The sequence below is a fragment of the Paenibacillus sinopodophylli genome, from assembly GCF_005930355.1.
GTDB lineage: Bacteria > Bacillota > Bacilli > Paenibacillales > Paenibacillaceae > Pristimantibacillus > Pristimantibacillus sinopodophylli.
On the sequence record NZ_VDBO01000019.1, the window covers coordinates 33,586 to 58,322 of the forward strand.

Genomic DNA, 24,737 nt, shown 5'->3' on the forward strand with positions numbered 1-24,737 from the left:
GTCTTCCCGCTCCTTTCACTATCCCCTTTAGACAATCCGCTTTTTCTCTTGCATCACCATTACTCATGTCTGCTTTCAGCTCTGTTGTTCGTATGGAAGGATGAACCGTCAGTTGTGTTATGCCGCACTTTATAGTTTTTATAATCGCTATAAATTGATCTTTCCTATCCTTGTACTCCTCAGACGGATTAAGATCATATGGAAGTGAAATCATATCATTAATCAACAGAATACCACGTTTTCTAGCCGAGTCGATTCTTTTTTGAAACAACTTCTTTTGCGCGTGATGGAGGAAGGGCTGCTCCACGATATGCAGCGGCAAATTGAGAGGAAGACGATATTTTTCGCACAAATCCAAAGTCACTTCCAAAAAATCCCGACCACCGTTTAAGCCCATAACACTTCCGGCATGGCTATCCAGATGAGTGGGCTCTATGCCCATGGATACAGCAGCCTGAATTTGAGCGTCTAATTCAATTCGTACCTCTTCAGAATTAGCGTTAGTTTCTATGGCTACGCTGTTTCTATGGCTACGCTGTCTCTATGGAAATCACCACTCGCAGTCGATCGTTAGCCGCATAGCCCAACCTTCGATTCATCGCATTTCCTCCTGTTTGACGAAAATCCATCTATTATGAGACAGCAATAGGGATACAAACACTTTCATGTGTCTGTATCCCTATTCGTCTGTATAGGCTATAAATTATCACGTCGACAGCCTCTGTGCTACAAAAGAGAAAGTCGTCTACAACACACCTACTGCAACAAGTACCCACCCAATCATAAAACAAAGCCCGCCAAGTGGCGTCAGTGGACCCAGAAACCGCGCTTTCACCAAGCTCAGCACGTATAAGCTTCCTGAGAACAACACAATTCCCGCCGCCAAAAACCAACCCGCCGTTTTAATCAACTGGACATCTGGATAATGGCTTACCAGTATGCCGATTAGAATTAAACCTAACGCATGTGCAATATGGTATTGTACGCCTACCTCATACACCTTCAGCTTGTCAGGCGTAATCCTGCTCTTCAGCGCATGTGCGCCAAACGCACCAATAGCAACGGCCAAAACCATCATTATACTTCCTAGCACAATAAACGTCTGCATCATAAAGCTCCTTACTTTGTTTGAAATTTGTACATCTAGACTGCTGAATCCAAAAGGAATGTCTAATGGTCTCGGGTAACGAAGTAACTCAATAAATGATTTAAGAACGGAATCGGTCGCGGCAGCTCATCCAGCGCATCCATGGCAAGGCAGTAATGTTCCCACATTGCTTTTTGAGCGCCTTCCCGGCTTAGAACGGTTACGAAGGTGGACGTATTGTTTGCTGCATCATTACCTACGGGTTTGCCGAGTTTGTGTTCATCTCCCTCCACATCAAGCAAATCATCCTTAATTTGAAAAGCGATACCTGCATGGTAAGCAAAGGTTTTGAGCCTAGCCATTTCCTGCTCATGAACCTGGGCGAGAATCGCGGGCATAACGAGGGCCGCCTCGAACGCGATGCCCGTTTTATAATAGCAAATCTCATTTAATTGCTCCAGTGTCAATGCTTTGCCTTTGGCGTCGAGATCCATCGCCTGCCCCATGCACAAATCCTCTGCCTTTTGAGCCGAATATTGCATTAGAGCAAGTACGCTTCTGGAATCAAAGGAAGCAAGCGAGGCTTGTTCCTGAATCGCTCGCTGAATGAGCAGCAAACCCGTCAGCTCCGCAGCAGCCGTGTTATGCACCTGATGGAGCGTCGGGCGTCCTCTTCGGGTAGAGGCATTATCCTGCGACGGCAAATCATCGAATATAAGTGACGCCGTATGCATGTACTCTAGCGAGCGTAATAAGGGGATGATTGCTGTCGCATCCAGTCCATATTGTTGTACACCCATAACCCAAGTCAATATGGGCCGTAGACGTTTTCCATCTCCTTGCAAACTATAATTGGCCGCGTCGATTAATGTCTCTTTCATTGATGGCATGCCTACTGGCCTAGCGATCTGCAATGTCTTGTTAATCTGATCACGTGCTGTATGAATCGTCGCTAGAAAATCCTCTTTCTCTTTTCGATCATTCTTCAGAATCGTAATTAATTGATCCCGCAGCAGCTTATCCAGAAACTCCACATCTTTTGCTTTTCGCACTATCTGCTGAATAAGTCGATTAAACGCCGGATTTCCTCCAGCGAATATAGCCATCACGCTATTATACTTTTCAGTGCCAATACGTGCTTTGCAGCGTTTTAGACCATTGATGGCACGATCAAGAATAACCTCACGGGCTTTGGGATCGGATTGATACACATCATGCAGCAAATGTGAAATAACAGTCCAATATAATTCAAAAGGGTTAATCAGATCCGAACGCTGATTGCGATAGGTTAAATAGTAGGTGAAGGGTGTTACTGCCCCGTCTTGCAGGTCATCAAACAAATCTGCAAAATCATCAGCCAGCTGATTGTAGATGCCATAATAGAAAGTACGATTCTCGAACCCCTCATCCTCAGTCGCGCGAATAATAGAACGAGCAATCAACCTGGAAGAAGCGGATTTTAAAATAATCGGGATATATAGTTCTTCGTTGGTGTAAGTGGCACTCGACAATACTTTGGCACGATCCAGCTCCTGAGAATGAAAAAACACATAGGTTTGCTCGAAAAACAGCGTTAGTGTCCCTGAACGCTGATGCTGCTTAATATACTCAAACGCTTCTCGGAGCTCCGCATTTACAAATTGAATCATCGCTTTATTAGCTCCGGACCACTCTCCTATTGCTGGTACCGATCCCGTAAGCAAAGCCGTCCGTATATGGTCTGAATATTGCTCTTTCTCTTGAGCAGTGAGCACCTGTGAATCCAGAAGATCGTCAATAAACGGATAGGTCAGTCCATAAGAGTAGCCGAGTCGGATCGCTTCATCAAGTGCCTTGGAGCGCATCGCAGGCGACTCCTCCAAGGCTAGTTCTTCTGTTGCATGCAGGACAACACCCACAATAATCTTAATCAGTTTACGCTGCGCATGATCGGGATTCATTTCCTCTGGAATATGAGCTGATACGCCTTTGAGCTTATCGATGACCCATATAACGGCAGTCTCAACGCCTTCCTTCTGCGCCCATCTATATAATGCTGCCAAACTTATAAACGCTGGCTGATCTCCTGAATGAAGCAAACGATGTTTCACATCCGCGGATACCTTCTGAATTCTTGCCTGCGTAGCTGGTGTGTTTATCGCCTTACCCAGATCCCTCATGTACATATAAGAAACGCTTCGATTCACATAATCATCTAGTTTTCCTGTATGCTTCAGCCATTGAATGGATAGGTGATAATCCCCTATACCCTGCGTTCCTTTGCCCCGCGATAGAAAAGAAAGCCACGGCTGACGACGAACATGATCCCGTTTCCAAGCTTGAAAATCTTGTGACAAGGCCGGTACATACGACTTTTCCATAACCTGCTCATAAAGCGTGGCAAAGTAGCTGGCGGCCTTCAGCTCAGCATGTCGATAACAGGTATCGGCATGGACTATTAATTCCTCATTCATACGTTGTATGACCTCAGCTTCTATTATGATAATAATGTGAGGACGAGGCTCTCCATGAGCTGTAACTAATGGGCAAGCTTTCCTCGTCGAACCATCTTCTTCTACATACGGACAAAATATTTTTAGGTTACGAATTCAATTGGTTGAAGTCTGTTATGTATGACCATTTTACCACCTTCTATGATTTCCTTCCTATTTACTTATCAACCTACTCTTGCTCCCAAACAAAAAACACCTCCAAGCTGTCCGATTATCTCACGATAATCGCATCACCAGCTTAAAGGTGCTCTGTTATTCTTATTTCGTTTCCGTCAGTGCTTTCACAACATCGTCGATTTTCCTGCTTTCGGAGATGGGACCGCTAAGCATCCAATGTCTTGCAGATATTTTGTAGACATGGTTTTGCTTCACAGCAGGCATCGCTTTCCAAACCTCAAGCTTTTCCAATTCCCTTACCGTTTCCAACGATTTCTGAAAATCAGCTTCCAAGGAACCCGAGTATCCCGCAGTAACAAACAAATAATCCGACTTTAGTTCTGGAAGCATCTCCAAGGATAAGGTGTAGCCCCAATCCTCGTCTGTTTTCTTCTGGAACTCGGCTACGCTTGATGAAGCCGTTAATCCCAAGTCATTATACAGCACGCCGCCATAGGGGAAGCTTGGAAAGAACAGATCGGCTTCTTTCTCTGAAGTACGAATTAAAGCTACCGTCTTGTCCGGACCTATCGTTTGAACGATCGTCTCTCGAGCCTGTTTCAATTTTTCATCATAAGCCTGAATGATAGCATGCGCTTTCTCCTCGCGATTAATCGCTTTGCCGATTTCGACAATTGAAGTTTTCCAATCATCGCGTTCATAGGCGAGAGTAGGGGCGATTTGGGAAAGTTTCTCATATCCGGCTTGATCCACATATCCATTAATAATCATGATTAAATCCGGTTGTGCGGCTAATATGGCTTCGAAATTAGGCGTCGATGATGAAGCAACCACGGGAATATTCTTCTCCGTCAGCTCATCGTACAAATAATCTCCTTCTGTACCGCCTGCCTGTACTAAAGGTGCATCCAGTGATAATAGCATATCCTCAAGTCCGAGACTTACAATATGAACAGGCTCCATAGGGATTTCCACATCGCCAAGTACCGTTTTCACAATTTTTGTTCGTGATTCTGTTCCCGTACCGTCACTGGGTGCCGCTTTGTCATTTCCGCTATTGCCAGCATTATTGCTAGTCTGCGATTGAGCTGGACGTTCAGTAGATACAACGGAACCCCCGTTTGTAGTCGTATTTGCATTAGATACGTTGCTAGAGCATGCCCCCATTAATAAAGCCAAGCACATAAGCAAGATGGCAACCGTAGATGACTTTGCATTCTTATACATAGTTAAATCCCCTTCTCTCAAATATAGATAACGATTATCATTATCAATATATCGCCTGTTTCTTCGAGAGACAATGGACAATCTTTTAGCATTTAAAGCATTATCTTTTACCGTTCTCACACTGCTCGCTTTGGATCTGAATTTGCCCGGCGAAACTCCTTTTTCCTTTTTGAACATGCGGCCAAAATAATTCACATCCGTATAACCTATGCTGGCTGCGATTTCGTGTAATGCTGCGTCTGATGTAAGCAGCAGATCTGCCGCTATAGAAATTCGGACTTTGATTAGGTATCCAATTGGACTAAGGCCGATTTTATTTTTGAATTGAATGGATAAGTGAGAAGAACTGTAATTCAAGCTATCTGCCAATGATTCAAGTGTAATTGGCATCGCGTAATAATCATGGATATATTGCACCGCTTGAGCGACAAGCTCCGGCTTCTGCGTCTTGACTCCTTGTGCTTCCAATTGACTGAGCAACTGATACACAAACTGATAAAACGATACCTTCACATGAAAATGCCCCAATGAACCGGGCTGATGCCATTCTTGTTCCATTTCTCTAACCTTATGCAATAATGAAATCGAATGCTGCGGAGTAAAGCCATATTGGATATGAAACGGACGGTTTCGTTCGATCATGCTGACGATTTCCTGACGGCAAGGCATGGGCAGAATGGCTCTGTAGAAAACAATATAGTACTCGAATTCCTCTCCTGTCAGCATGATGTCGAGAGATAGTCCCTTCCCCCCATGAAGCACATGAAAGCCTTCCGTCATATACTCGATACCATTCAGCACAATTCGAGCGCTTCCACGTACAGAGAACAAGAAACTGCTAGCAGGAAGATGGTAGCCGCGTAATTCCTCGCCTCGTGTCATGTGGGTATGGCGAACGTCCAAAACTTTAATGGAGGCATAGTTCCACGACTTAATATGTTCATCCAGATTCATAAGTTCAACTCTCATATCATGATCGCAACGATTCGTGCGATATACTGTGATCCAACATACGTTTATGAAGCGTGCATGCGGGCTCGTCCGCTGCTTATTCAAAAACATCGTAATCGATGCTATTCTCACTGTCAACCGATTTAGACAAAGAAAAGGGGCTATCTTAAGATCATTTTTGACCTTTTGAGACTGCCCCTTTTGCTAAATATGTAACTACTCTATGCTGTAATTCTTTTGCCTTCACTGTCCGTAAACTTACCGACAATAATCATAATGAGGTCAATAAGCAACCAAATTCCCAAACCACCCAGAGTAATGATTTGTAGGATAGCTGTTCCTACTTTACCAACATAAAAGCGGTGAATCGAGAATCCTCCCAAAAACAAACAAAATAGTAACGCTGCAATAAATGATTTAGAACTCTTTTCCACAACATATTCCTCCTAATGGGTCTATACTCCTATATATTATCGGAAGAATAGATGCCAATTGTTAATACTTAACTTAAATTTAAAAGGAAAATTTAACAGTACTAGGAGTGCTTCCTGCTTTGCCTAATGCCTATTATAGGGACTAGGCCCTTGCTGAGTCGAGTATCCGTTGAAGCGCATCCAAATTACACACGACTATTTTCCTCTGATCTATTCGTATTAAACGCTCGTTTTGTAATTCAAGCAACAATTTGGTTACGGTCTCGCGCGCTGTTCCTGTCATATCCGCCAAGTGCTGATGTGTTAGTTTCAAATCAATCAATACACCTTCATCAGAGGGCACACCATGCTGCTGTGTTAGTCGCAATAACATACGGGCAATACGCGTACGAACGTCAAGAATAGTCAAATCCGTTATGAGCTTGTTCGCATCGAGTTCCTCTTCCTCGCGGTGAGTGACATGCCCCGTTGCATAATCAATGGCAGCGAATAGTTTAGCTCCTTTATGCTGTCCGTAGGTTGGGATTTTTCGTTGTTGTCCCTTCGGAAACCAATTGTATTGTAGCGCCATATAGGCCCGAATGGATGACTTATCTTCAAACAACAAGTGATTGATTTTGCCTTGGCTCAACTGTTCTTTAAGCGTAGGCAGCGTTGTTTCACGGAATTGTAGCTGCTCTTTTTCGTTTGTGCGCGCCAAGGAATAGGTAGCTTTCGTATAACTGAAACCTAGACGCATTAAAATCTTAGACACGCCTTTAAGCGTATAGGATTGACCGAATTCCCTTAGGATGTAGGCACGAATCAGCTTCAGGGTCCATGTAAACTTCGCCTCAAAGCCAACATCAACAGGTCGTTCATCTGCAATGACGTTCTTGAGTTGTTCTTCTTGTTGTTCTGTTAGTTTTTTTGGACCACCTGGGTACTCAGCAAAATCCAAACCTGCTAAGCCCGCTTGCGATAGCTGTTCCAGTAACCACTAATGGTAGGAAAAGATCGGTCTATAATTCTCGTGATTTCGGAGAGTGTTAGCCCCTCCAAGTGCAGCCGGACAGCTAGATATCTCTCGAACATACGAGGATTTTGTGTTTCTTTCATGGCATTTTTTAGTATTGCAATCTCTTTTGTACAGACATTTCGATCGCCGCCTTCTCTTGGTTCTTTCTTTTTCTTACCCATTAACAGACGGTTATTAACTTTACGTGTTCAATCTATATAGCGCCAAATGAAATTGAGCAGTAAATCTATTATTTTTCATACATATCGAACCCTTCCTATCACTAGAATATGAGAATATACAAACATATACCTAGCCTATTAGATTATCTCTTCATACATCACAGTTCTTATAAATATAACATTGATAGTTCCATTAAAATGTAACGCCCGTTACAAAAAGAAATATATATTTGGCCATAGCAGTAAAAACCACAACCTCATCTGGTTGTGGTTCTGAATGGCGTTATTGAGGGAGAACTAACAATCTTCGTTGTGCACCCATAAGCGGCGTTAGTGGTAGCTCATTCAGTATCGACTAGCTTCCCCCACAGCCCAGTGGCGGCATTCGTATATTCAAATTCATCTTTCGTTCTCGATTGTTTTCAAAAAGGAAAGCACAGCAGCATTCATCTGCTCCAGCCCTGGTTGCTCAATTGGAAAATGACCAGCACCCTCTAAAGCTACATATTCTTTCTTACATTTAATATGATCAAAAAACGGTTTACTAAAACGATAAGGCGTCATGGGATCTAATTCAGGATGAACGAGCAACACCGGACAAACATCAAAATCCTCAGGTTTTACAACAGGCTTCATATTTAAAAACGTTCTTAATAAACGCAACGGGATTTTTGTATCTGCGGCATGAGCATCGTTCATAATAAGTTTGGTTAGTTCGGCGTTGTTCGTAATTAATTTCATCCGAGATACATGATTAACAGAGATTTGCATGAAATCTAATAAAACAGGAATTTTGTCCATAAAAAATTTCCCTACCCGACTAATGAGCTTGTTAGGAGCAAGCTGATCACGAACCTTTGGATCACTCGTATCAACAAAAGTCGTAGCAATTAACCCTCTAACTCGCTTGCTTTGCACAGCAGTGTGATAAGCTAACATGCCACCTATGCTGCTGCCTAGTAAAATAATAGGTTTGCCGTCCTTTTTCAGTTCCTGATCGATCAATTCATGAAGTATGTCAATCCAAAGCTGATAATCTAATCGTTTCTTCGGATTTGAATAACTTAAACCATAAGGCGGCAAATCTGGCGACACTACTTCATAACCGTATTTTTGCAGCATTCGTGCATAAGGAGCCAATAATCTGCCATTGCCACCAGCACCATGAATGAAAATAATTTTCAATTTTGCATGCGGAACCAACATACGATCCAGATGGACATGAACATCGTTCCAAGTCATCCATTCTTCTGATGGTAAATGGTCTTCATGAATTTGCATTTCTTCCGGAAAAAACTTCTGGTATTGTTTCCAATAGGTCACCGATTGATTGTATGTTGAGAACTTATTCATGAATTTGCAGTTCCTCTCCCCCTAAGCCTACCTAGTACCCGCCGAAAATAATCTACTGGCAATATGGTCATATCTTATCTTTGCATTTTAACCCATCAATCGTGAGCACTCCACTCTTACGATCTTATAATGAAGCTGCTATTCGTAGACACCAACTGCGCGAAAAAAAAAAGCGTTAGGGCTTCACCCAAACGCTTCTGTAGAAGGACATGATTTATGTGAATGATCATCCTCGTAAATAAACCTCGACTCATCCGATGCTAGAAAGCGATACTCGCCACAGCGTCTGCTTCTCCATTGTTGTATGGTCAAGGTCATTATAATTTCTTAGCGAATTGATTTAACTGCTCCGACATACGATGAACCTCTTCGATAAAAGCCAAAACCTGCCGAGAAGAAGTCGTTTGCTCCTCAACGATTGCTGTGATACTTTCAATGGACAATCGCATTTCACTGATTGCTTCATCAAAGGTTTTTAACGTATGCTGAATAGCTTTTGTGGAGGTTAACGTTTCACTCGACAATTTCCGTATCTCTCCTGCTACAATACCAAAGCCTCTCCCGCGATCTCCCGCATGGGCCGCTTCAATCGCCGCATTAATGCCTAATAAGTTTGTTTGATCTGCTACTCTTTTGACGATTGATACAACTTTATCCGTTTCCTCCACCTGTTTCACCGTCCGATGAGCGAGGGACAGAAGCTGCTGAGCCGATTCTGCAAGTACAACCGAGCCGTCCGTAACTTGTGAAAGCTGACTGCTCGCTTGTGATAAAGATTCCGATATTTGATCAGCAATCGTTATGAGCTCGCTCTGTTTCCGAAGCTGAACGGCAATACCGCCAATCACATTGCCACTGTTGTCATGAAGCGGTGTAGCCGTCCCTATAAATTCAAAGCCATAAAACACGGCCGGTACTTCTGACCTTAGGGATACATTGTTTCGAATTGCCTGCGTTAACGGTTCCTCGTGATGCAGCAATTGCCCTACACGAATATTCAAGTCAATATTTTCACCAGGCCAGTAGGCAATAAACTTCTCTGTATCACAAATAGCGATGGATAACTCAGCAGGAACAGCCGCCTTCAGAATCGGAATCATTGCAACTGCAGCATCCAAGGATTCAATTCTATTCATTTTAAATTGCCCCCTTCCGTGACTATATGATAGATCTTAAGTACGTATCTCTATTAGAAATTCTATACTACCATTATTGCATAATATTGTAAATTTAAAGAGATGCATTACCCTTTAAAAACTCATTATTTTATAAGTTCACTGCGTATTTCTTGTTTTAACTAATAGGAGTGAGGCGAACCCCTTTACGTTTTAAATATAACCAAACAACCGCAGCTTCATTAATTATAATCGATTCTGAAGATTTACTAACTAGTCATTAAGGAGGATTTACATGATTTCCCCCCATATTCAAGTGTCATTCTTTTAATTAAGAATAAGAATGTTACTGAAAATATTACTGCAACTGGCCCGGCTACATGTATTCATTTTTAAACCCTTATCTAGGCTAGAGATACACGGAATAGATGCAAGAGAAAAACAAAAACCCGAACCTCGTGACGTCAGAGCTTCATGGTTTGATCATGTATTTTTAACACCTATATATGTTTAAGTCAATATGCTGATGTCTCTTCAGAATGAGCAAATTACTGGGCTGCTTTCACTAACCTCTTCGCCGCCTTTTGGACAGAGCTTTTGGAATGCGTTTCATATTCATATCCAAACTTTATAACTCCAGCCGCTAGACTAGGGGAAACCTTTGCTATCCCAATCATGGCCGTTAATAATTTCGAAATAAACTTATCACCTAATTGTAAAAGCCCTTGCTTTAATATAGGCAGGACCATTCTCGCTTCCGCTTCACCACAGGATGCCACATTCCCCAAACACAGTATCGAGTAGTCTTTTACAATTGTACTTTGGTCCACTAACATCCGTTCTTGTATATGTTCAATGACAGAGACTATCCGCCCAGGGATAAGAGGACTAATGAATGCAACTGCATGCATAGACTCCCATCGTACCCGCGTATGTTTATGCTGAATGGATGAGAGGAGCTCTTCAGCATAGAGCGTAACCAAATGTGGTTGAGTTTCGGCTACCTTGGTGAATACTTCTGCACAATCTCCTGCGAGTTTTACATCCGTTTGGAATAAGCCCTCTGCAATTTCTTTTAATAAATTCGGATTTTCTTTGCACATTGACGCTACATTTTCATTCGACTGCTGCGTCGAATCGCCTATCTGCGAGGATAACATTGAGATTATCGTTCCTCTCTCCTCCACTTTACGATCACACTCCTCGTTCACTTGTTTGTTCATAATATCTGCATGGTTGTCTATTTGCAAATGCAAAAACCCAACCTCATGAGGTTGGGCTTCTCATATTGACGGAGGCGTGGCTAACAAAACCACAGTGCACCTCCAATCACTAGTAAATATATTTTACTTATTGCTGTCTGTTAAAAAATTAGTAATAATATCTAGCTGTTTTTCTACAGAAATCGGATCACTGGGAAGAAATTCATCAAAATCAATTTTGTAAACCTTTCCTGCTTTTCCTGCAGGTGAAAATTGAATGAGCTTTTCTACTTCCTTCAGTGCTTCCTCTGCCCCCGTATTCACAGCCAGAAATAACCGGTCGCCTATAAAATCAGGAATGACCTCATTTGATATTTGCCACGTTTCTCCATTAATGACATCAGTCTTTATCTTCTCCGTTGGCTTCAAGCCTAGATACTTATAGATGATGTTGCCTCCCATATTGGTATCGCCGTAGACATAAAGCGCGTCAGAACGAACGTTCAAGATCGAGAAGGTTTCATCTGTACCAATGAACGGGCTGATCTTCTCTTTATATTCCGCTATCTTGGTCGCAAATGCCGCATTCCATTGCTTCGCTTCCTCCTGCTTGCCCAGAATATCGCCGAACATTTCAACATCCTTAATCGGATCGTTGTACTGCTCCACAACAATGGTTGGTGCAATTTTGCTTAGTGCTTCGTATCCACCTTCAAACACCTCTGCAAATGGTGCCGTTGTAACAATTAAGTCAGGCTCCAATGATAGAATCTTCTCCGCTTCAGGCGGAACTCCTACATCTTCAATACCTGAAACATCGTCTAACAACGGATTCTTCAGAATAAAGCTAGTCGCACCTACAGGTTTTACCCCGAGGGCCATAATCTCACCCAAGTGGAAAAGCGTAACCACACGCTGAGGCTCCACAGGAATTTCTGTTTCACCTTTTAAATGCTCGTAAACACGCGTATCTGGAGCTGTGTTTGCCGTTGCGCTCTCTGTTGAAGCAGGTGATGAGGTCGGCGTACCTGCATTGTTGCTTGCCTGGCATGCATTCAGAAGCAAAGCTGTGCATAATAGCATCATTGCTCCAAACGTTGGTCTTGAAAATCTAAACATTGATGTGTCCCCTTCCCTAATGCGTTGATAATAACTCTCATTCTCATTATGGGAACCAAGCTTTGGAGTTACAATAGACGATTTTAACAGACGTAATGGATTATACTGAACCATCTGCTGATTATCCTCGCGATATTGAAGGGGAGAGATTCCGGTATGCTTTTTAAACAATCGACTGAAATAATAGACATCGATATAGCCAACGCTGCTCGCTATCTCCTGAATACGAGCATCCGATCTGAGCAGGAGCTGCTTAGATTTATGAATGCGCACATGAATCAAATATTCAATCGGACCTGCTCCAATCTGGTTTTTGAATAAGCGAGACAAGTAGCTCGCGCTGCAGCTGTACATTCCGGCCAGTTCCTCGGCTGTAATAGACTTCCTATAATGCTCATGAATATAGTGAATCGCTTCAGTTACCAAATTCGGTCTGCTGTTTTCTTTTGTAGACGTGTAGGCTTGCCGCAGGACCTCATACACAAATGGAAGAAACAAAGACTGCGCCTGCAGCTTATCCATTGGTGTTGCTTGCTGCCACAGTCGATCCATTGTTTGGCACTTTTCCTGCAGAGGCAGTGACGCATAAGGAACGAATGCATACGACATATGGAAGCTCTCCCATTCCTCTGGCGAGTCACACTCGGCTTTATACAATATCAAATAACAGGCAAAGTCATTTCCCAGCGGTATAACGTCCAACTCTGCTCCTTTGCCTCCGTGCAGAATGTGAAAGGAATACGTTCGATACTCTGTTCCTGACAGACTCACTCTCGCCTCTCCATGGGTAGTAATTACGAAAAAGCTGTTATTCGCCACATAACGATCAGGTATTGTTCCATCCTCCACACGATACTGTCGAATATCCAGCAATCGAACGGCATTTCGGCTCCACCGCTCGATGTGGGTTTCCCAGTCCATACTTTCTTCCCCTCTCGTTGTACTTCAATTCAATGAAATCCCTCAATGGCATATTATATAATTTCTGATTGATTTTAGATAAGATTGCTAAAGTTGAATAACCACTCCTATACATCGACTCTTTAGAAGATATAATGATCCGATACCTACAATACTCACAGCTACGAGTAACTATTAACATCATCATTGTACACTTTAAAAAAGAAGTGCAATAGTGTTTACTTTGACACGCTTCACAACAATAAAATTGGTATCCCCACGAAGCAGAACGCATATCTGTATGCATGCATCTGAAAGTGGTACGATGCTAAGATACTAGAGCAGATCACCGTGTTAGGACGTTTTTAGACTTTAGGCAGACTGCTTACGATGTGCTATAAACTTGATATTCAGAACCACATAGCTCTACTTCATCATCGAGTCTTGCTTGCTCGAATCGCTCATCGAATGAAAATAAGCTTCTCTTATATGCTAGAGAAGCTTATCTTCATATCGATCATTACCTTGATTCGACACTTATTAGAAGAGTGATCTTAATTTTCTTTTAATACTGTTAATCATCTTTTGTCCTGTGTTGACTTCTGTAAGAGTGATATCCCACATCACGGCCTTTGTAATCGGATTTGGGTCATCGTTTATTAATTTAATAGTAAGTTCATTTGCTCCATTTAAAGGGGTTTGAAAAGAGGTAAGCTGATTCTCTCCACTTTTAGCTGATAAACCCAGTGAGTAAATTTCTGTGCCATCTGCGATAAATATTATATCGCTTTCCCCTTTACTTGCCGTGTTAATTACATCATCTGGTATAGCGACATAGCCTGCTATTTCTTTGTATTTTCCATTTAGTTGATACGTAGTCTCGTTAGTTCTTGCATTTTTTCTACTGTACATATTGATTTGAGGCTCAACCTTTTCTCCGACTGCTGTAAAACTTAAGAGTGTTTCATCCCACAGTACAGATCCATCTGTTAATGCAAGCTCATTTAGGGGTACGACTTCGCCGCCTCCCTTTTCCAAATAATTATTGATGCCACCAACAATAGCAGTGACTCCAAATGAGAGTGCAATGGCCGTTAAAATGATTCGACAAATTCCTTTAAATTTATCTCGATCACGATGAACTAACCGTTGTGCCAAAAACCCCACCGCCGCCCCTATTGTATTAATTATGATATCGTCAATATCAAAGGATCCTAAACGAGAAAGCATTTGTAAGATTTCAAGAATTGTAATAGACAGAATAAATAAAGTTATAAATCGAATGAAATGACAACGAAACAGCAATGGGATGACCATTCCAAAAGGTATAAACGCTACAAAGTTGCCCCACTCAAAAAACCAAATTTGAAAGTCCCTTCCCATTGGAAAGTGTAACGGAATCCCTTCCGGTATTAGACTATATCGCATGCTAGAATCTTGAAGAAAAGAAGCTCTGTTAAAACCTAAATACAAAAAATAAAGAGTCAAAACGGTATATATTGCTAACAGTATTATAGTGATTTTTTGTAATTTTCCTCGATACATAATTACATCCTTTCTTTTCTGCAGAGCGGCTGACTCATGTATAATAACTCATTCTATTTATTACGCTTCCAATTCTAAGAATGTTACATTGACCTGCGCGTTAGCTTACTAAAATAAGCAAACCACAATAGCATCTGCTCATCATTTGTGTTATTCAGCTATAGCTTCCACCTTGTGACATTCATAACTCTACTCAAAAATAAAAACGCCGCTTTAAACCATTTATCCCAATCATGAATATGAGATATATGGTTTGAAAGCGGCGTCGTACTAAAGGCTCCGTAGGTGGAGTAAAGGCTTAATCTTCCATACTGATCATGGCGTAAAATATGCCAGGAAAAAATACCGGCGTTCCCTAAATAAACACATAGTTCCTTTACACGTTTACAAAGCAGGTTCTCCGCTTAGCGTTTCATCAAGAGAGTATAGAGCCTTCGTCTACAACTCGCGGTTGAAGCCCTTTTTTTTCTGCAGCAGACCGTTTAAGCGTGGTCGCCAGCAGCACCCCTGCCGCTGCGAGAACGGCCAGCAATAGATAGGTGTTATGGAAAGCATGCGTCATCGCATCCGGCACTTGCGCCTCGCCTTTGCTCACAAAATGAGTTGTGCGGCTGACAAGGAACGTCGTTAGTCCAGCTACTGCGAATGAAGTGACCACCTGCTGAGCCGCACTCGTCAGTGAGGTGACTCGGCCGACAAGGTCTTTTGGCGCCGTTTGAATCAAGTGCGTATTTAAGGATAGCATAGATAAGCCCATTCCCATTCCAAGCAGTGCGCGAGGAATAAGAAATAACCACGGCGTATTGCTAGGGTTAATAAATGAGATAAGAAAAGCACCAATAGCTACAAAGGTTAGTCCTACAATCACTAATGGCCTTGCGCCGATACGGTCGAATAAACGTCCTCCGAGCGGCATCATGATGCCAGCTGCAATGGCTTGTGGAAGCGTCCATAATCCTGCTTCGAATGCACTCATTCCCATTAATTGCTGCATGAAATACGGTACGGTAAAAATGACGCCAAACATAGCGAATTGTAAAATCCACTGCACCAGAATTCCTCTAGTGAATTGAGCGGAGCGAAATACTCTAAGCTCCAGCAAAGGCTCTTTTTTGCGCGTAAGCTCAACGATCGTAAATAAAATAAGAGCTACCACACCAACGGAAATACCAATGATGGTTTTTGCTGAAGTCCAGCTCGTGCCCCCTTCACTTAACCCATAAGAAAGACCTCCAAACGCAAGAGGTGCCAACAGAATTCCCCAGAAATCCAATGAGACGGAAGCCTTCTTTGCAAAATTCGGCAGCACTACCATAGATAGCACAACACCGATAATGCCTATGGGAACATTAATTAGGAAAATCCATTGCCAGCTCACATAGTCAACCAAATAACCGGATACGATTGGTCCAAGCGCAGGCGCAAGCAAGACCGGTACACCCATAAAGCCCATAACCATGCCTACCTTTTCAGGAGGACTGAGCCGATACGTCATAGCGAATGCGATTGGCATAACCATACCGCCGCCTAGCCCTTGCAGTACTCTGAAAAAAATGAGCTGCTCTGCCGTTGTGGCAAAGGCACATAGGACCGAACCAGCCGTAAACAAAATAATAGAAACAATAAAAACCTGTTTAGCTCCTACTCGATCTGACATCCAGCCAGCCAATGGAATTACTGCCGCTTGGGCAAGCGCGTATCCCGTAATCGTCCACTGGATGACGCTTAGCGAGCTTTTGAAATCGGCAGTAAGAACAGGAATAGCTACATTTACGGCCGTGGTATCTAAAATCACCATGAACAACCCGATAATAATGGCGATCAGCGGGGCAATAAGCGCACGCAAAGAGGTTGTCGGAGTGGTATCGGTTACTCCTGAATTTGTAGTCATAGCTGGCTCCTTCAAGATCATTTTTTACTTTCTTGAAAAGAAGATAGCATAATAATTAAACGAAGTAAACTAAAAACAGTAAAAAAGTTTACTTTGTATAGTTTAGTTTAATATAGTCTTAAATTGCGTTATACTAGATCATGCAGGCAGGAGGCGTAGCCGTATGATGGATTGCGAGATCGACCAGATATGGGAGAAAAGAAAATCAACCAAAGTAAAACTTATACTTAAACTCATACCATATGTTCAAAAACATGGCTTCAGTGCGATCAAAATGGATGATGTCGCCAAATATATGGATATCAGCAAAGCAACCATGTATAAATACTTTGCATCGAAAGATGACATTATAGAATGTTTAGTTGAGAAATGCGTGAGCTATACGGAATCGCTTATGTTCGAGTTAGAACCGAATCAACTAATACCCGCTCACGAAACGCTCCCTTCTCATGAAGATTTAAGGCTTTATGGCGAGTCATTTGCCAAGGTTTTTAAGCAATCGTTCAAGATGTCCTTCTATCTAAGCGATATCCTTCTGCAAGATCTGAATACCACTTATCCCGATTTAGCAGCAGCATTGTCTCAGGCAGTAGAGCGTTGTCAAATGAAGCTGGTCGACTATCTGAATAAAGGCATGGAACTTGGCATATTTCACCAGATGAATGCAGAGATCATCCTCATTCAGTTGGATGTCGTACTACGTAGATTATTAGACCCTAAGCTGCTTTTGCAGCACAACATAAGCTTAAAGCAAGCTCTGCTGGATTTCTATCAAGCTATGAAACTTCAGCTTTTTCACGAAAAATGGCTTCTTGATGATCAAACTTTAATTGAGCCCTTTATTAGCGAGATGATCGTCAAGAAGCTCTCTTACGAGTAAGGTTGAACTTCCTTTATCACCTCAACAACATGGTTTCTATGCTTAAACTAACAAGCAAGTAGCCATAAAAAAGGAACCTAATGACTTCTGCCTTAGCAGTGATCATTAGATTCCTTTTTGAATCTATTGGGTCAATTTATAGTACTCAGCAAACACATCCGCGAACGCTTCTGCAGTTTGGAGATTTTCTTGCAGGGTATTGTTTACGCCTCCGAATTCCAATAGCAGGCTCCCGTTAGATACTGATTGGTTGTACTCAGCATTTCCTTGATGCGCGCTTTTGGTCAGAACGCCTCTTGAAATGCCAGGATATTTCTTATCCAGGAGCACACTCAGCGCATCTGCAAATTTTTTGTTTTCTTTATATGTCGGATTAGCGTCTCCGATTACAAACATAATGCGTGCGTACGATTTTCCATTAATAACAACTGTCGTTTTGTTCCTCGGCACATCCGCATCGCGATGAATATCGAAGAAATAAGTCAAGGAAGCATGCGACTGTATCGCTTTATCTACCGCTTTGCGTGATTCAGCATATGCCTTCGTGTAGCTTAGCTTCTGCTCATTCAATTTGGCAGCGAAATCAGTTGCTTCTACTAAAGATGCGATTCCCTTTTTCTCTAAGCTTTGCGCTAATTGTTTGCCTACCAGCGTAATATTAACTTTCGGATCATCGTAAGAGGTCCCTTTTGTACTGCTTGATACATTTTTCCAAGACTCACGGTTATGGGTATGATAGATGTATACTTTACTGTCATTCTGACTAACTTCACCCGTGTTCACAACCCAATTCGCAACATAAGCGCTCCCCCCGCTCGGCAGCGATACTTGATACCATTCTCCGACTAAACCGATGACCGGAAAGGATTCTCCTTCCCGGGCTTTCGTAACAATTTCATAATCTAGGCCGGGACCTTTGCGCAAATTGGTCGTAGCCACCATCTTAACAATCATTTCCTTCTCGCCTTTGCCGCCTGATTGTTCTTCCTTATCCGGCTTCTGTCCGTTATTTGAAGAATCCTTACCGCTGTCCGTCGCATCCGTATCTACAACCCAATTCGCAACATAAGCTTTGCTGCTGCTTGAGAGCTTGATTTGATACCATTCCCCTTCCGATCCGAGAATCGGATAGGATTCACCGGCCACTGCCCTTGCTACAATCTCATAATTAATGCCAGGTCCTTTGCGCAAATTGGTGATATCTATTATTTTGGCTACCGTCGCTTTATTTTGTACCGCTTTCGTTTGTGCATATCGTTGAAGCCCCGTGCTAGTTAAACGCTCACCGGAAAGGCTCTGACCAGTTGCATGAACAGCACCTAATCCACTGAACAATAAAGCCACAATGGCGGTTCCACCCAATAATTGATTTCGAAGTCTCAAAGCTAGCTTCCTCCATTCCAAAATCCTGTTCTACGAATTTCGACAAAATAGAGGAAAATCCTTCTTATCCAAACCTTTCGTTACCAAAATGAGAGTAAAGCCTCGATAAGGAGCTTTTAGAGCTATTTTCCTATCGATATATCGACACTTTGGAGGAATCTGGGTATACTGATGTAGTGCATTTTCGCCATATTCTATTAATAAACCTGTCTATATGACTATTTTATGAAGAATACGACTCTTTTTTTGACGGATTTATGATCGAAATGTATTTATTTTCATTCTAATCAGTAGAGGAGAATTTTTTTGCCATTATTAAAAAAGATGAGAAAATCTATAAGTCTATTGGTAATACTCGCCATGTCACTATCGATAATAAGCAGCGTTGGGGCGGCAGAAGCACCCACACCGATAACGGATGACCTAAAAGGTCACTGGGCTGAAACGAATCTTCGCAAATGGGTCGAAGAAGGCCTTTTACAAGGCTATAACGACGGCTCTTACCAGCCTAACAAAGCCATCACCCGAGCTGAACTAATTGCCTTAACGAACCGGGCATTCGACTTAAAGGAAAAGGCTGCTATTGCTTTCAAAGATTTGCCGAGCACGAATTGGGCATTCGATCAAGTAGCAACAGCCGTTAAAGCTGAATATGTCAAAGGTTACGAGGATGGAACCATCCGTCCGAATCAGCCGATTTCCCGCGAGGAAGCATCGTCTATGATTGCAAACCTGCTTAAACTAGAGCTTGCCGGAGATGCTGGCGCCCAGCAGTTTAAAGATGCTTCTATAATAGCAGCTTGGAGCAAACCAGCTGTATCTGCGCTAGTGACAGAGAGCATTATTAGCGGCTACGCAAACGGAAATTTCGGCCCTAAGGATAAGCTGACAAGAGCACAAGCAGTTACGCTGCTGGTGAATGCTCTAGCTGCTGTGAAGCCTGCAGCTGTTTATGATAAACCAGGAGTTTATGGTCCCGAGAGCGGAACAGAAACGATTAAAGGAAATGTTATCGTAGCCTCAGCTGGGGTTACGCTTCGCAATCTTATTATTGAAGGTGACCTGACGATTGCTTCAAGCGTTGGTGAAGGGGATGCATTCTTCAAAAAAATAACGGTTAAAGGTAATACTGCCATTCAGGGCGGCGGCGCCAATTCCATTCATTTTGAAGACTCTGTGCTTCTCCGTATTATCGTCAACAAGAACGATGGAACGGTACGGGTCGTTGTTGCCGGTTCCACTACGATTCAATATGTTTTGATCCAATCACCAGTGAAGCTGGAAGAGTCATTTGTCACCGATAGCGGATTCGGTAATGTAGAATTATCCAGTACTTTGCCAACAGGCTCGCAGGTACAACTGACAGGTCTATTTGAAAATGTAAGCGTGCTAGCAGCTAGCATTAAAGTGAGCATTCCAAGCGGTTCTGTTCAGCAGTTAACCTTTGGCACAAATGCTGCTAACAATGAAGTTAATCTGGGCAAAGAAGCAAGCGTGCAGCAGCTCATCCTTGATACGGTAACTAAATTAATCGGACAAGGCAAGGTTATAAAAGCCACTGTTAATAACGGCGGTTCAGGTTCCAGCTTTGAGACTCAGCCTAATCAGGTTGTTGGCGAAGCTGCAGGGTCCATTACTACGCCCCCAAGCAGCGGCGGGTCAACTGGCGGCGGTGGCTCCGATGGAGGAAACAGCGGTGGCTCCGATGGAGGCAATAATGGCGGTGAGAGCAACGTTTGCGCTCAAGAAAACGCACCGTTGGAATGTAAAGATTCTAGTTTGGTAAACATTGAAATCGAAGGCTATACCCTCAACCAACTCAACAATAACTATTACGAGACCGATTCTGGGTTCAAGTCTGATGTATATTCCTATAGCATTATTAACAACCTAGTGGCGTCATCTATTCAAGTTCCTATCACAGTAACGAAATCGGCCTATGAGAAAGTTAGTTATTCTATTGAAAACCGAATAGATAATTCGTTCGAAACTAAACCTCTTACTGATATTAATAGTACCTTCTTTGTTGATATTGCTCCACATGAGGATCTCAGCATTAATATTTCTGTACTTAGTGGTGATGAAATCCGCACAAAATTCTATACCATTTATATTCATTACCCAAGAAGCATTCAAGAAGCTTCCAGAATCGAGCGAACGAGCAGCTTCGATTACAATGAATATGGCCATAAATCTGACCTTAGATATAATCTCTCAATGGTAAATGGTAAAAAACTGCTCTTTTCGGATATCATAGAACTCTATCATGTCGGGGCAGAACAACCATTTCAAACGTGTTCGGTATCTGATTCATGCTCGCTTCTAGTAGAAGACTTCCCGCAGTTAACAGGGACCTTTAATGTAAAAGTCATTAGGGACCAGTTGTTGCTGGAAAGCGGATCGTACCAGTACGATCTAAGACCCGTTACAAGAGTAGTGGAAGACATCGGCGTTCGTGTAGAAGCGCTAACCAAGCAACATCTCATCGATGTATTTAATGAAGAACCATGGCTTACAACACCATTAAGCCATGCATTTAAAGCTTATCTTAATCCACAAAAGCTTAAACAAGTATACCCAGAAGCCAAATACTTTAGCTATTATGCTGAAACAATTCCATATCAAATAAATAATTACCCTTTAGCACCGGTCAATGATATGCTCAAAATGGGTACGACTCCATTTCATTTCAATTCATCGGGATTTATTTATGGGCCTAATCACATTGTATTCAATGAAGAAGAACAAGGTTTAACAACCTACTACTATTCACAATCCAATTCACCAACATCTCCAAATGAAGTAAGAGATGTTTTCTACTTTATTTATTTATACGACGAAAACTTCAATCTAATCGGTTACCATGCCACTCCAATTGCCTTTAATGAAGAGCATTTAGCTGATGGCTTAACCCCTCTCCACACCTGGAATCCTTTTATTGAGTAATACAAACATGAAGAAGGCTGGCCGCAGCAAGCGGACCAGCCTTCTTCATGTCTACCGTACGTTTCTCCAGTCTTTTCTCTTAAATACTTACCTTTTCATGGAGTATTAAACTAATTTGCTCTTCGAGATCTCTTCTCCATTAGTGTAAGAAGGGTGAGTCGAGGCAGCCATTTCCGCACGGCTGACCGTCTGCTGTGGCCGCAGTGTACCGTCAGGGTCCCCTTCCAGTATGCGGCTCTTCACCGCATTGCTTACCGTATCTTTTGCCCTAACAGGGATCTTATCATTATCAGTAAAGGAAAGCTTGACTGCTTCCCCCTGTTCTGGAGAGACACCTGGAATACGCAGCAGCATAACTGCTAATTCCACCCGCGTAACCAGCCCTTCCGGACGGAAAATTGTCGCAGAATTACCTTCTACAATACCCTTCCCTGCCGCTTCACAAATTTGAGTCTCTGCCCAATGATCTTTGACATCAATAAACGTACATGCCGGACTCTCCGTTTAATTACGGTGAATAATTAGGCCGTAGATCTTAATCATGCCGTTTTTCGCTTTTATGGTAATCTTAAATATATTGTCCCCTTCGGCAAGAGATACTGTTCTTGCTCCGGTGTATGTTTCCTCAAGCAGGGTTACGGCTGCATTTATATCTGCTTGAATTGCCTGAATTTCGACCTGGGCTGCTGATGTTTCGACCCTATAACTTGTCGTTCCTGCAGTAAATGCAGGGGTTAACCCCAGTTCATTTCCGCCAACCATTGCCCTAAGCTGTTTGAGATCCGCATTTCCTAAAGGATATACACTAGACGAATTACTGCCCTGACTACCGCTTCTAGCATTCACAAGAACTGATCGCGTGACTTCCACAGCCGAATTAGTTAGGAATATAATTATTTCATCGGTCCCTTAAGTCTTCAAGAATACCTTCATCTTCTTCAAATACGTCAAAAAACGCTTCAAGAACCTCTGGCCGTACATTATCGGGGAGTTGATTTTACCGAACCTTTTTCAAGATAACTTCACCGCGATCATTTTCCACAAATTTAATCTCATCGCCTTGAGAGACATTCAACTTTTCAGCCAAACTTTTTGGCAAGCTTACTCCAAGACTGTTTCCCATTCGGCCTATATTACGAGTATATCGAACCACATTCAATTTATCCTTTGTCACCTTGACACACCATTCATCGTTATTCTCCTCTTTAGGGGCATCGCCTCCCTTTATATACAGATTTTTTTCTCAGTACAATCTCAATACAACAGCCTTTTCTTAAAGACTCAAATACCCCTACATGCTGGGAATACAGGATTGCTTCATAGTTCGCTGAACTAACGTTACCTAATAGTTGAATAACAGTTGCTATTTTCAAATTACGTATTAGCTCTTGCGTCGCCCCCCATCGCTCTACGGCCTTTACTTTTTTAATGATTCAATTATCCCTTTGGCTATCACTCTATTTGTTATTAATTCAAATTTCATTCCAGGTTTGATTAAATGATTTGATGCTTCTTCTTTTTCATGGAAAAGCAAATACAAGTCTGCAGTCGACTCTCTTTGAATATTTGGAGAATTGTGAAATTCAATGACTGCACTCCATAAGCCGTTTATTAAATCCCTATCTTCTTCAAAGATGATGGGTGTTGAGAAGTTACTAACTGGAATAATACTCTGACCGCCTTCATCAATAGTCAGAAAATATATTTTCACCTTTCCCACTGTCTGCATGATTTTATTAACTCTTTCAGAGTATTTCAGAAAGCTTCTACTCAAATTATGAGCACATCGCGACACCTGCTCATTCATGTGTGTTATTCAACTATCGTTCTTCGTTAGCTTAAAGCCCCCACGTTAAAGGGCTATAGCAGAATCCAGAATCGTTTTACAATGTTCCCATTATCCTCTTCGTACTCCGATTCAAACTGACCTCCATTTTTGATGATGGTCTTTTCTGATGCTACATTGCCTTCATCACATACTAATAGAACTTTGTTTAAGCCCATTTTTTTGTTATCCGGAGTGTTAATGCTAAAAGGATCGAAGCATAACCTTTTCTTCTTTCTGCTGGGCGTATACCATACCCGATGTGTCCACCACAATTCAGAAGCCTCACATTGAGTCGGTGTCTAATATTCACTGCACCAATGACTATCTTTGAATGTTTCACTATGAGCCAGAACGTAGAATGGGGAACAAAGCCCTCGTTCGTTAACTTATCTCCTGTGTCTTCCGAGTACAAGAAATCAATCATTTCATCAAAATTAGAAGGATCTTTTTCTACAACCCACGGGGTAATATCTTCGCCACTTGACTTCCACTCTTTAAAAAACGATACATACTCATCCTTATATTCAATAGACGGTGCTACCAACTTAATCAATTCCGACATCCATTTCACCACATTTATTATAATTTATATTCTCATAATACAAGCTAAGTAATCATGCATTTAACTAACCCGTATTAGCGCCTGCCATCCATGTATGGTGTACAACTATCGTCTCCCGATAGCTTAATCCTGTTTTCTCAATAATTCATTGAAGATTTGCGTTACTTCTGCATATCCAACAATTCTTGATGCCTCTTGAATTCTAATTACTTTACCAATCCATAGCGTACGTGGATATGCCTCTAGGGATATAAAAGTAATTGTCCCCATCACAGTCTCACCAGGCATTAGAATTACATCATCGTAATAATGGTGTTCCCCTGTCGTTAGGTAATCATCTCTAATCAAATGTGCAGGACGGTATCCTGAGGAAACTGGCTTATGTTTCCCTAGATCTTTTTCATAGCTTTTTATTAAAGTTATTTTTGCTTCAATATCATACATTCTGCTTGCTCCTTCGAAACCTTAGGTTTAGCTACTTTTTCATGCTAACGTCTCTCGTTAGTATAACAAAAGCCCTTCCTGA

General features: G+C 42.2%; 19 protein-coding genes and 3 pseudogenes. 2 read left to right on the forward strand and 20 right to left on the reverse strand.

The genetic code is table 11. From position 1 onward, the window contains the following. Positions 1-64 precede the first annotated feature (64 nt). From FGT79_RS32680 to FGT79_RS28580, 12 genes and pseudogenes are all read right to left on the reverse strand, one after another. Positions 65-511, reverse strand: a pseudogene (locus FGT79_RS32680) (ChbG/HpnK family deacetylase); the annotation flags it as partial. 234 nt (positions 512-745) lie between these two features. Continuing rightward, complete coding sequence (locus tag FGT79_RS28525) at positions 746-1,108, reverse strand: DUF423 domain-containing protein (RefSeq protein WP_138756262.1); 363 nt, start codon at positions 1,106-1,108, stop codon at positions 746-748. 62 nt (positions 1,109-1,170) lie between these two features. Next, on the reverse strand, positions 1,171-3,540 hold the full coding sequence (locus tag FGT79_RS28530) for a polyprenyl synthetase family protein (protein WP_171056499.1): 2,370 nt from the start codon (positions 3,538-3,540) through the stop codon (positions 1,171-1,173). Positions 3,541-3,837: 297 nt separating this feature from the next. Continuing rightward, a complete protein-coding gene (locus FGT79_RS28535) occupies positions 3,838-5,877 on the reverse strand; it encodes an AraC family transcriptional regulator (protein ID WP_171056500.1) in 2,040 nt (679 codons plus the stop codon). Between the two features lie 218 nt (positions 5,878-6,095). Beyond that, entirely contained in the window at positions 6,096-6,308 is a 213-nt protein-coding gene (locus FGT79_RS28540; RefSeq protein ID WP_138756239.1) for a TM2 domain-containing protein, read from the reverse strand. A 142-nt stretch (positions 6,309-6,450) separates the two neighbouring features. Continuing rightward, entirely contained in the window at positions 6,451-7,248 is a 798-nt protein-coding gene (locus FGT79_RS32120) for an IS630 family transposase (protein WP_246096674.1), read from the reverse strand. A 638-nt stretch (positions 7,249-7,886) separates the two neighbouring features. After that, the gene (locus tag FGT79_RS28555; protein WP_138756240.1) at positions 7,887-8,840 is read right to left on the reverse strand and encodes an alpha/beta fold hydrolase; all 954 of its coding nucleotides are present in this window, start codon (positions 8,838-8,840) and stop codon (positions 7,887-7,889) included. 317 nt (positions 8,841-9,157) lie between these two features. After that, positions 9,158-9,976 carry a methyl-accepting chemotaxis protein gene (locus tag FGT79_RS28560; RefSeq protein ID WP_138756241.1) on the reverse strand — a complete coding sequence of 273 codons (819 nt, stop codon included), beginning with the start codon at positions 9,974-9,976 and terminating at the stop codon, positions 9,158-9,160. A 527-nt stretch (positions 9,977-10,503) separates the two neighbouring features. After that, the gene (locus FGT79_RS28565) at positions 10,504-11,211 is read right to left on the reverse strand and encodes a hypothetical protein (RefSeq protein ID WP_138756242.1); all 708 of its coding nucleotides are present in this window, start codon (positions 11,209-11,211) and stop codon (positions 10,504-10,506) included. A gap of 90 nt (positions 11,212-11,301) precedes the next feature. Next, complete coding sequence (locus FGT79_RS28570; protein ID WP_138756243.1) at positions 11,302-13,197, reverse strand: AraC family transcriptional regulator; 1,896 nt, start codon at positions 13,195-13,197, stop codon at positions 11,302-11,304. 519 nt (positions 13,198-13,716) lie between these two features. Continuing rightward, positions 13,717-14,721, reverse strand: a complete 1,005-nt coding sequence (locus FGT79_RS28575; protein WP_138756244.1) for a VanZ family protein — start codon at positions 14,719-14,721, stop codon at positions 13,717-13,719. 415 nt (positions 14,722-15,136) lie between these two features. Then, on the reverse strand, positions 15,137-16,612 hold the full coding sequence (locus FGT79_RS28580) for a DHA2 family efflux MFS transporter permease subunit (RefSeq protein WP_138756245.1): 1,476 nt from the start codon (positions 16,610-16,612) through the stop codon (positions 15,137-15,139). Between the two features lie 163 nt (positions 16,613-16,775). On the opposite strand from FGT79_RS28580, the gene FGT79_RS28585 reads away from it, so the two are divergent. After that, positions 16,776-17,492 (forward strand): TetR/AcrR family transcriptional regulator, encoded by a 717-nt coding sequence (locus FGT79_RS28585; RefSeq protein WP_138756246.1) that lies wholly within the window; start codon positions 16,776-16,778, stop codon positions 17,490-17,492. Positions 17,493-17,615: 123 nt separating this feature from the next. Here the strand turns inward: FGT79_RS28585 and spoIIP are convergent, their stop codons facing one another. Further along, positions 17,616-18,875 (reverse strand): stage II sporulation protein P, encoded by a 1,260-nt coding sequence (spoIIP, locus tag FGT79_RS28590; protein ID WP_138756247.1) that lies wholly within the window; start codon positions 18,873-18,875, stop codon positions 17,616-17,618. 306 nt (positions 18,876-19,181) lie between these two features. Here spoIIP and FGT79_RS28595 point away from each other — a divergent pair, with 306 nt between their 5' ends. After that, on the forward strand, positions 19,182-21,821 hold the full coding sequence (locus tag FGT79_RS28595; protein WP_138756248.1) for an S-layer homology domain-containing protein: 2,640 nt from the start codon (positions 19,182-19,184) through the stop codon (positions 21,819-21,821). A gap of 105 nt (positions 21,822-21,926) precedes the next feature. On the opposite strand, the gene FGT79_RS28600 is transcribed toward FGT79_RS28595, so the two are convergent. The 7 genes and pseudogenes from FGT79_RS28600 to FGT79_RS28625 form a co-directional block, all read right to left on the reverse strand. After that, positions 21,927-22,190 (reverse strand): S-layer homology domain-containing protein, encoded by a 264-nt coding sequence (locus tag FGT79_RS28600; RefSeq protein WP_138756249.1) that lies wholly within the window; start codon positions 22,188-22,190, stop codon positions 21,927-21,929. Beyond that, positions 22,191-22,301: pseudogene (locus FGT79_RS32685) on the reverse strand (S-layer homology domain-containing protein); the annotation flags it as partial. Positions 22,302-22,325: 24 nt separating this feature from the next. Further along, complete coding sequence (locus FGT79_RS28605) at positions 22,326-22,667, reverse strand: cadherin-like beta sandwich domain-containing protein (protein WP_138756250.1); 342 nt, start codon at positions 22,665-22,667, stop codon at positions 22,326-22,328. 151 nt (positions 22,668-22,818) lie between these two features. Further along, positions 22,819-22,944 carry an AbrB/MazE/SpoVT family DNA-binding domain-containing protein gene (locus FGT79_RS32125; protein ID WP_246096676.1) on the reverse strand — a complete coding sequence of 42 codons (126 nt, stop codon included), beginning with the start codon at positions 22,942-22,944 and terminating at the stop codon, positions 22,819-22,821. A 294-nt stretch (positions 22,945-23,238) separates the two neighbouring features. Further along, positions 23,239-23,550 (reverse strand): hypothetical protein, encoded by a 312-nt coding sequence (locus tag FGT79_RS28615; RefSeq protein WP_138756251.1) that lies wholly within the window; start codon positions 23,548-23,550, stop codon positions 23,239-23,241. 131 nt (positions 23,551-23,681) lie between these two features. Further along, positions 23,682-24,211, reverse strand: a pseudogene (locus FGT79_RS28620) (GNAT family N-acetyltransferase). A 123-nt stretch (positions 24,212-24,334) separates the two neighbouring features. Next, positions 24,335-24,655 carry a hypothetical protein gene (locus FGT79_RS28625; RefSeq protein WP_138756252.1) on the reverse strand — a complete coding sequence of 107 codons (321 nt, stop codon included), beginning with the start codon at positions 24,653-24,655 and terminating at the stop codon, positions 24,335-24,337. Positions 24,656-24,737: the final 82 nt, after the last annotated feature.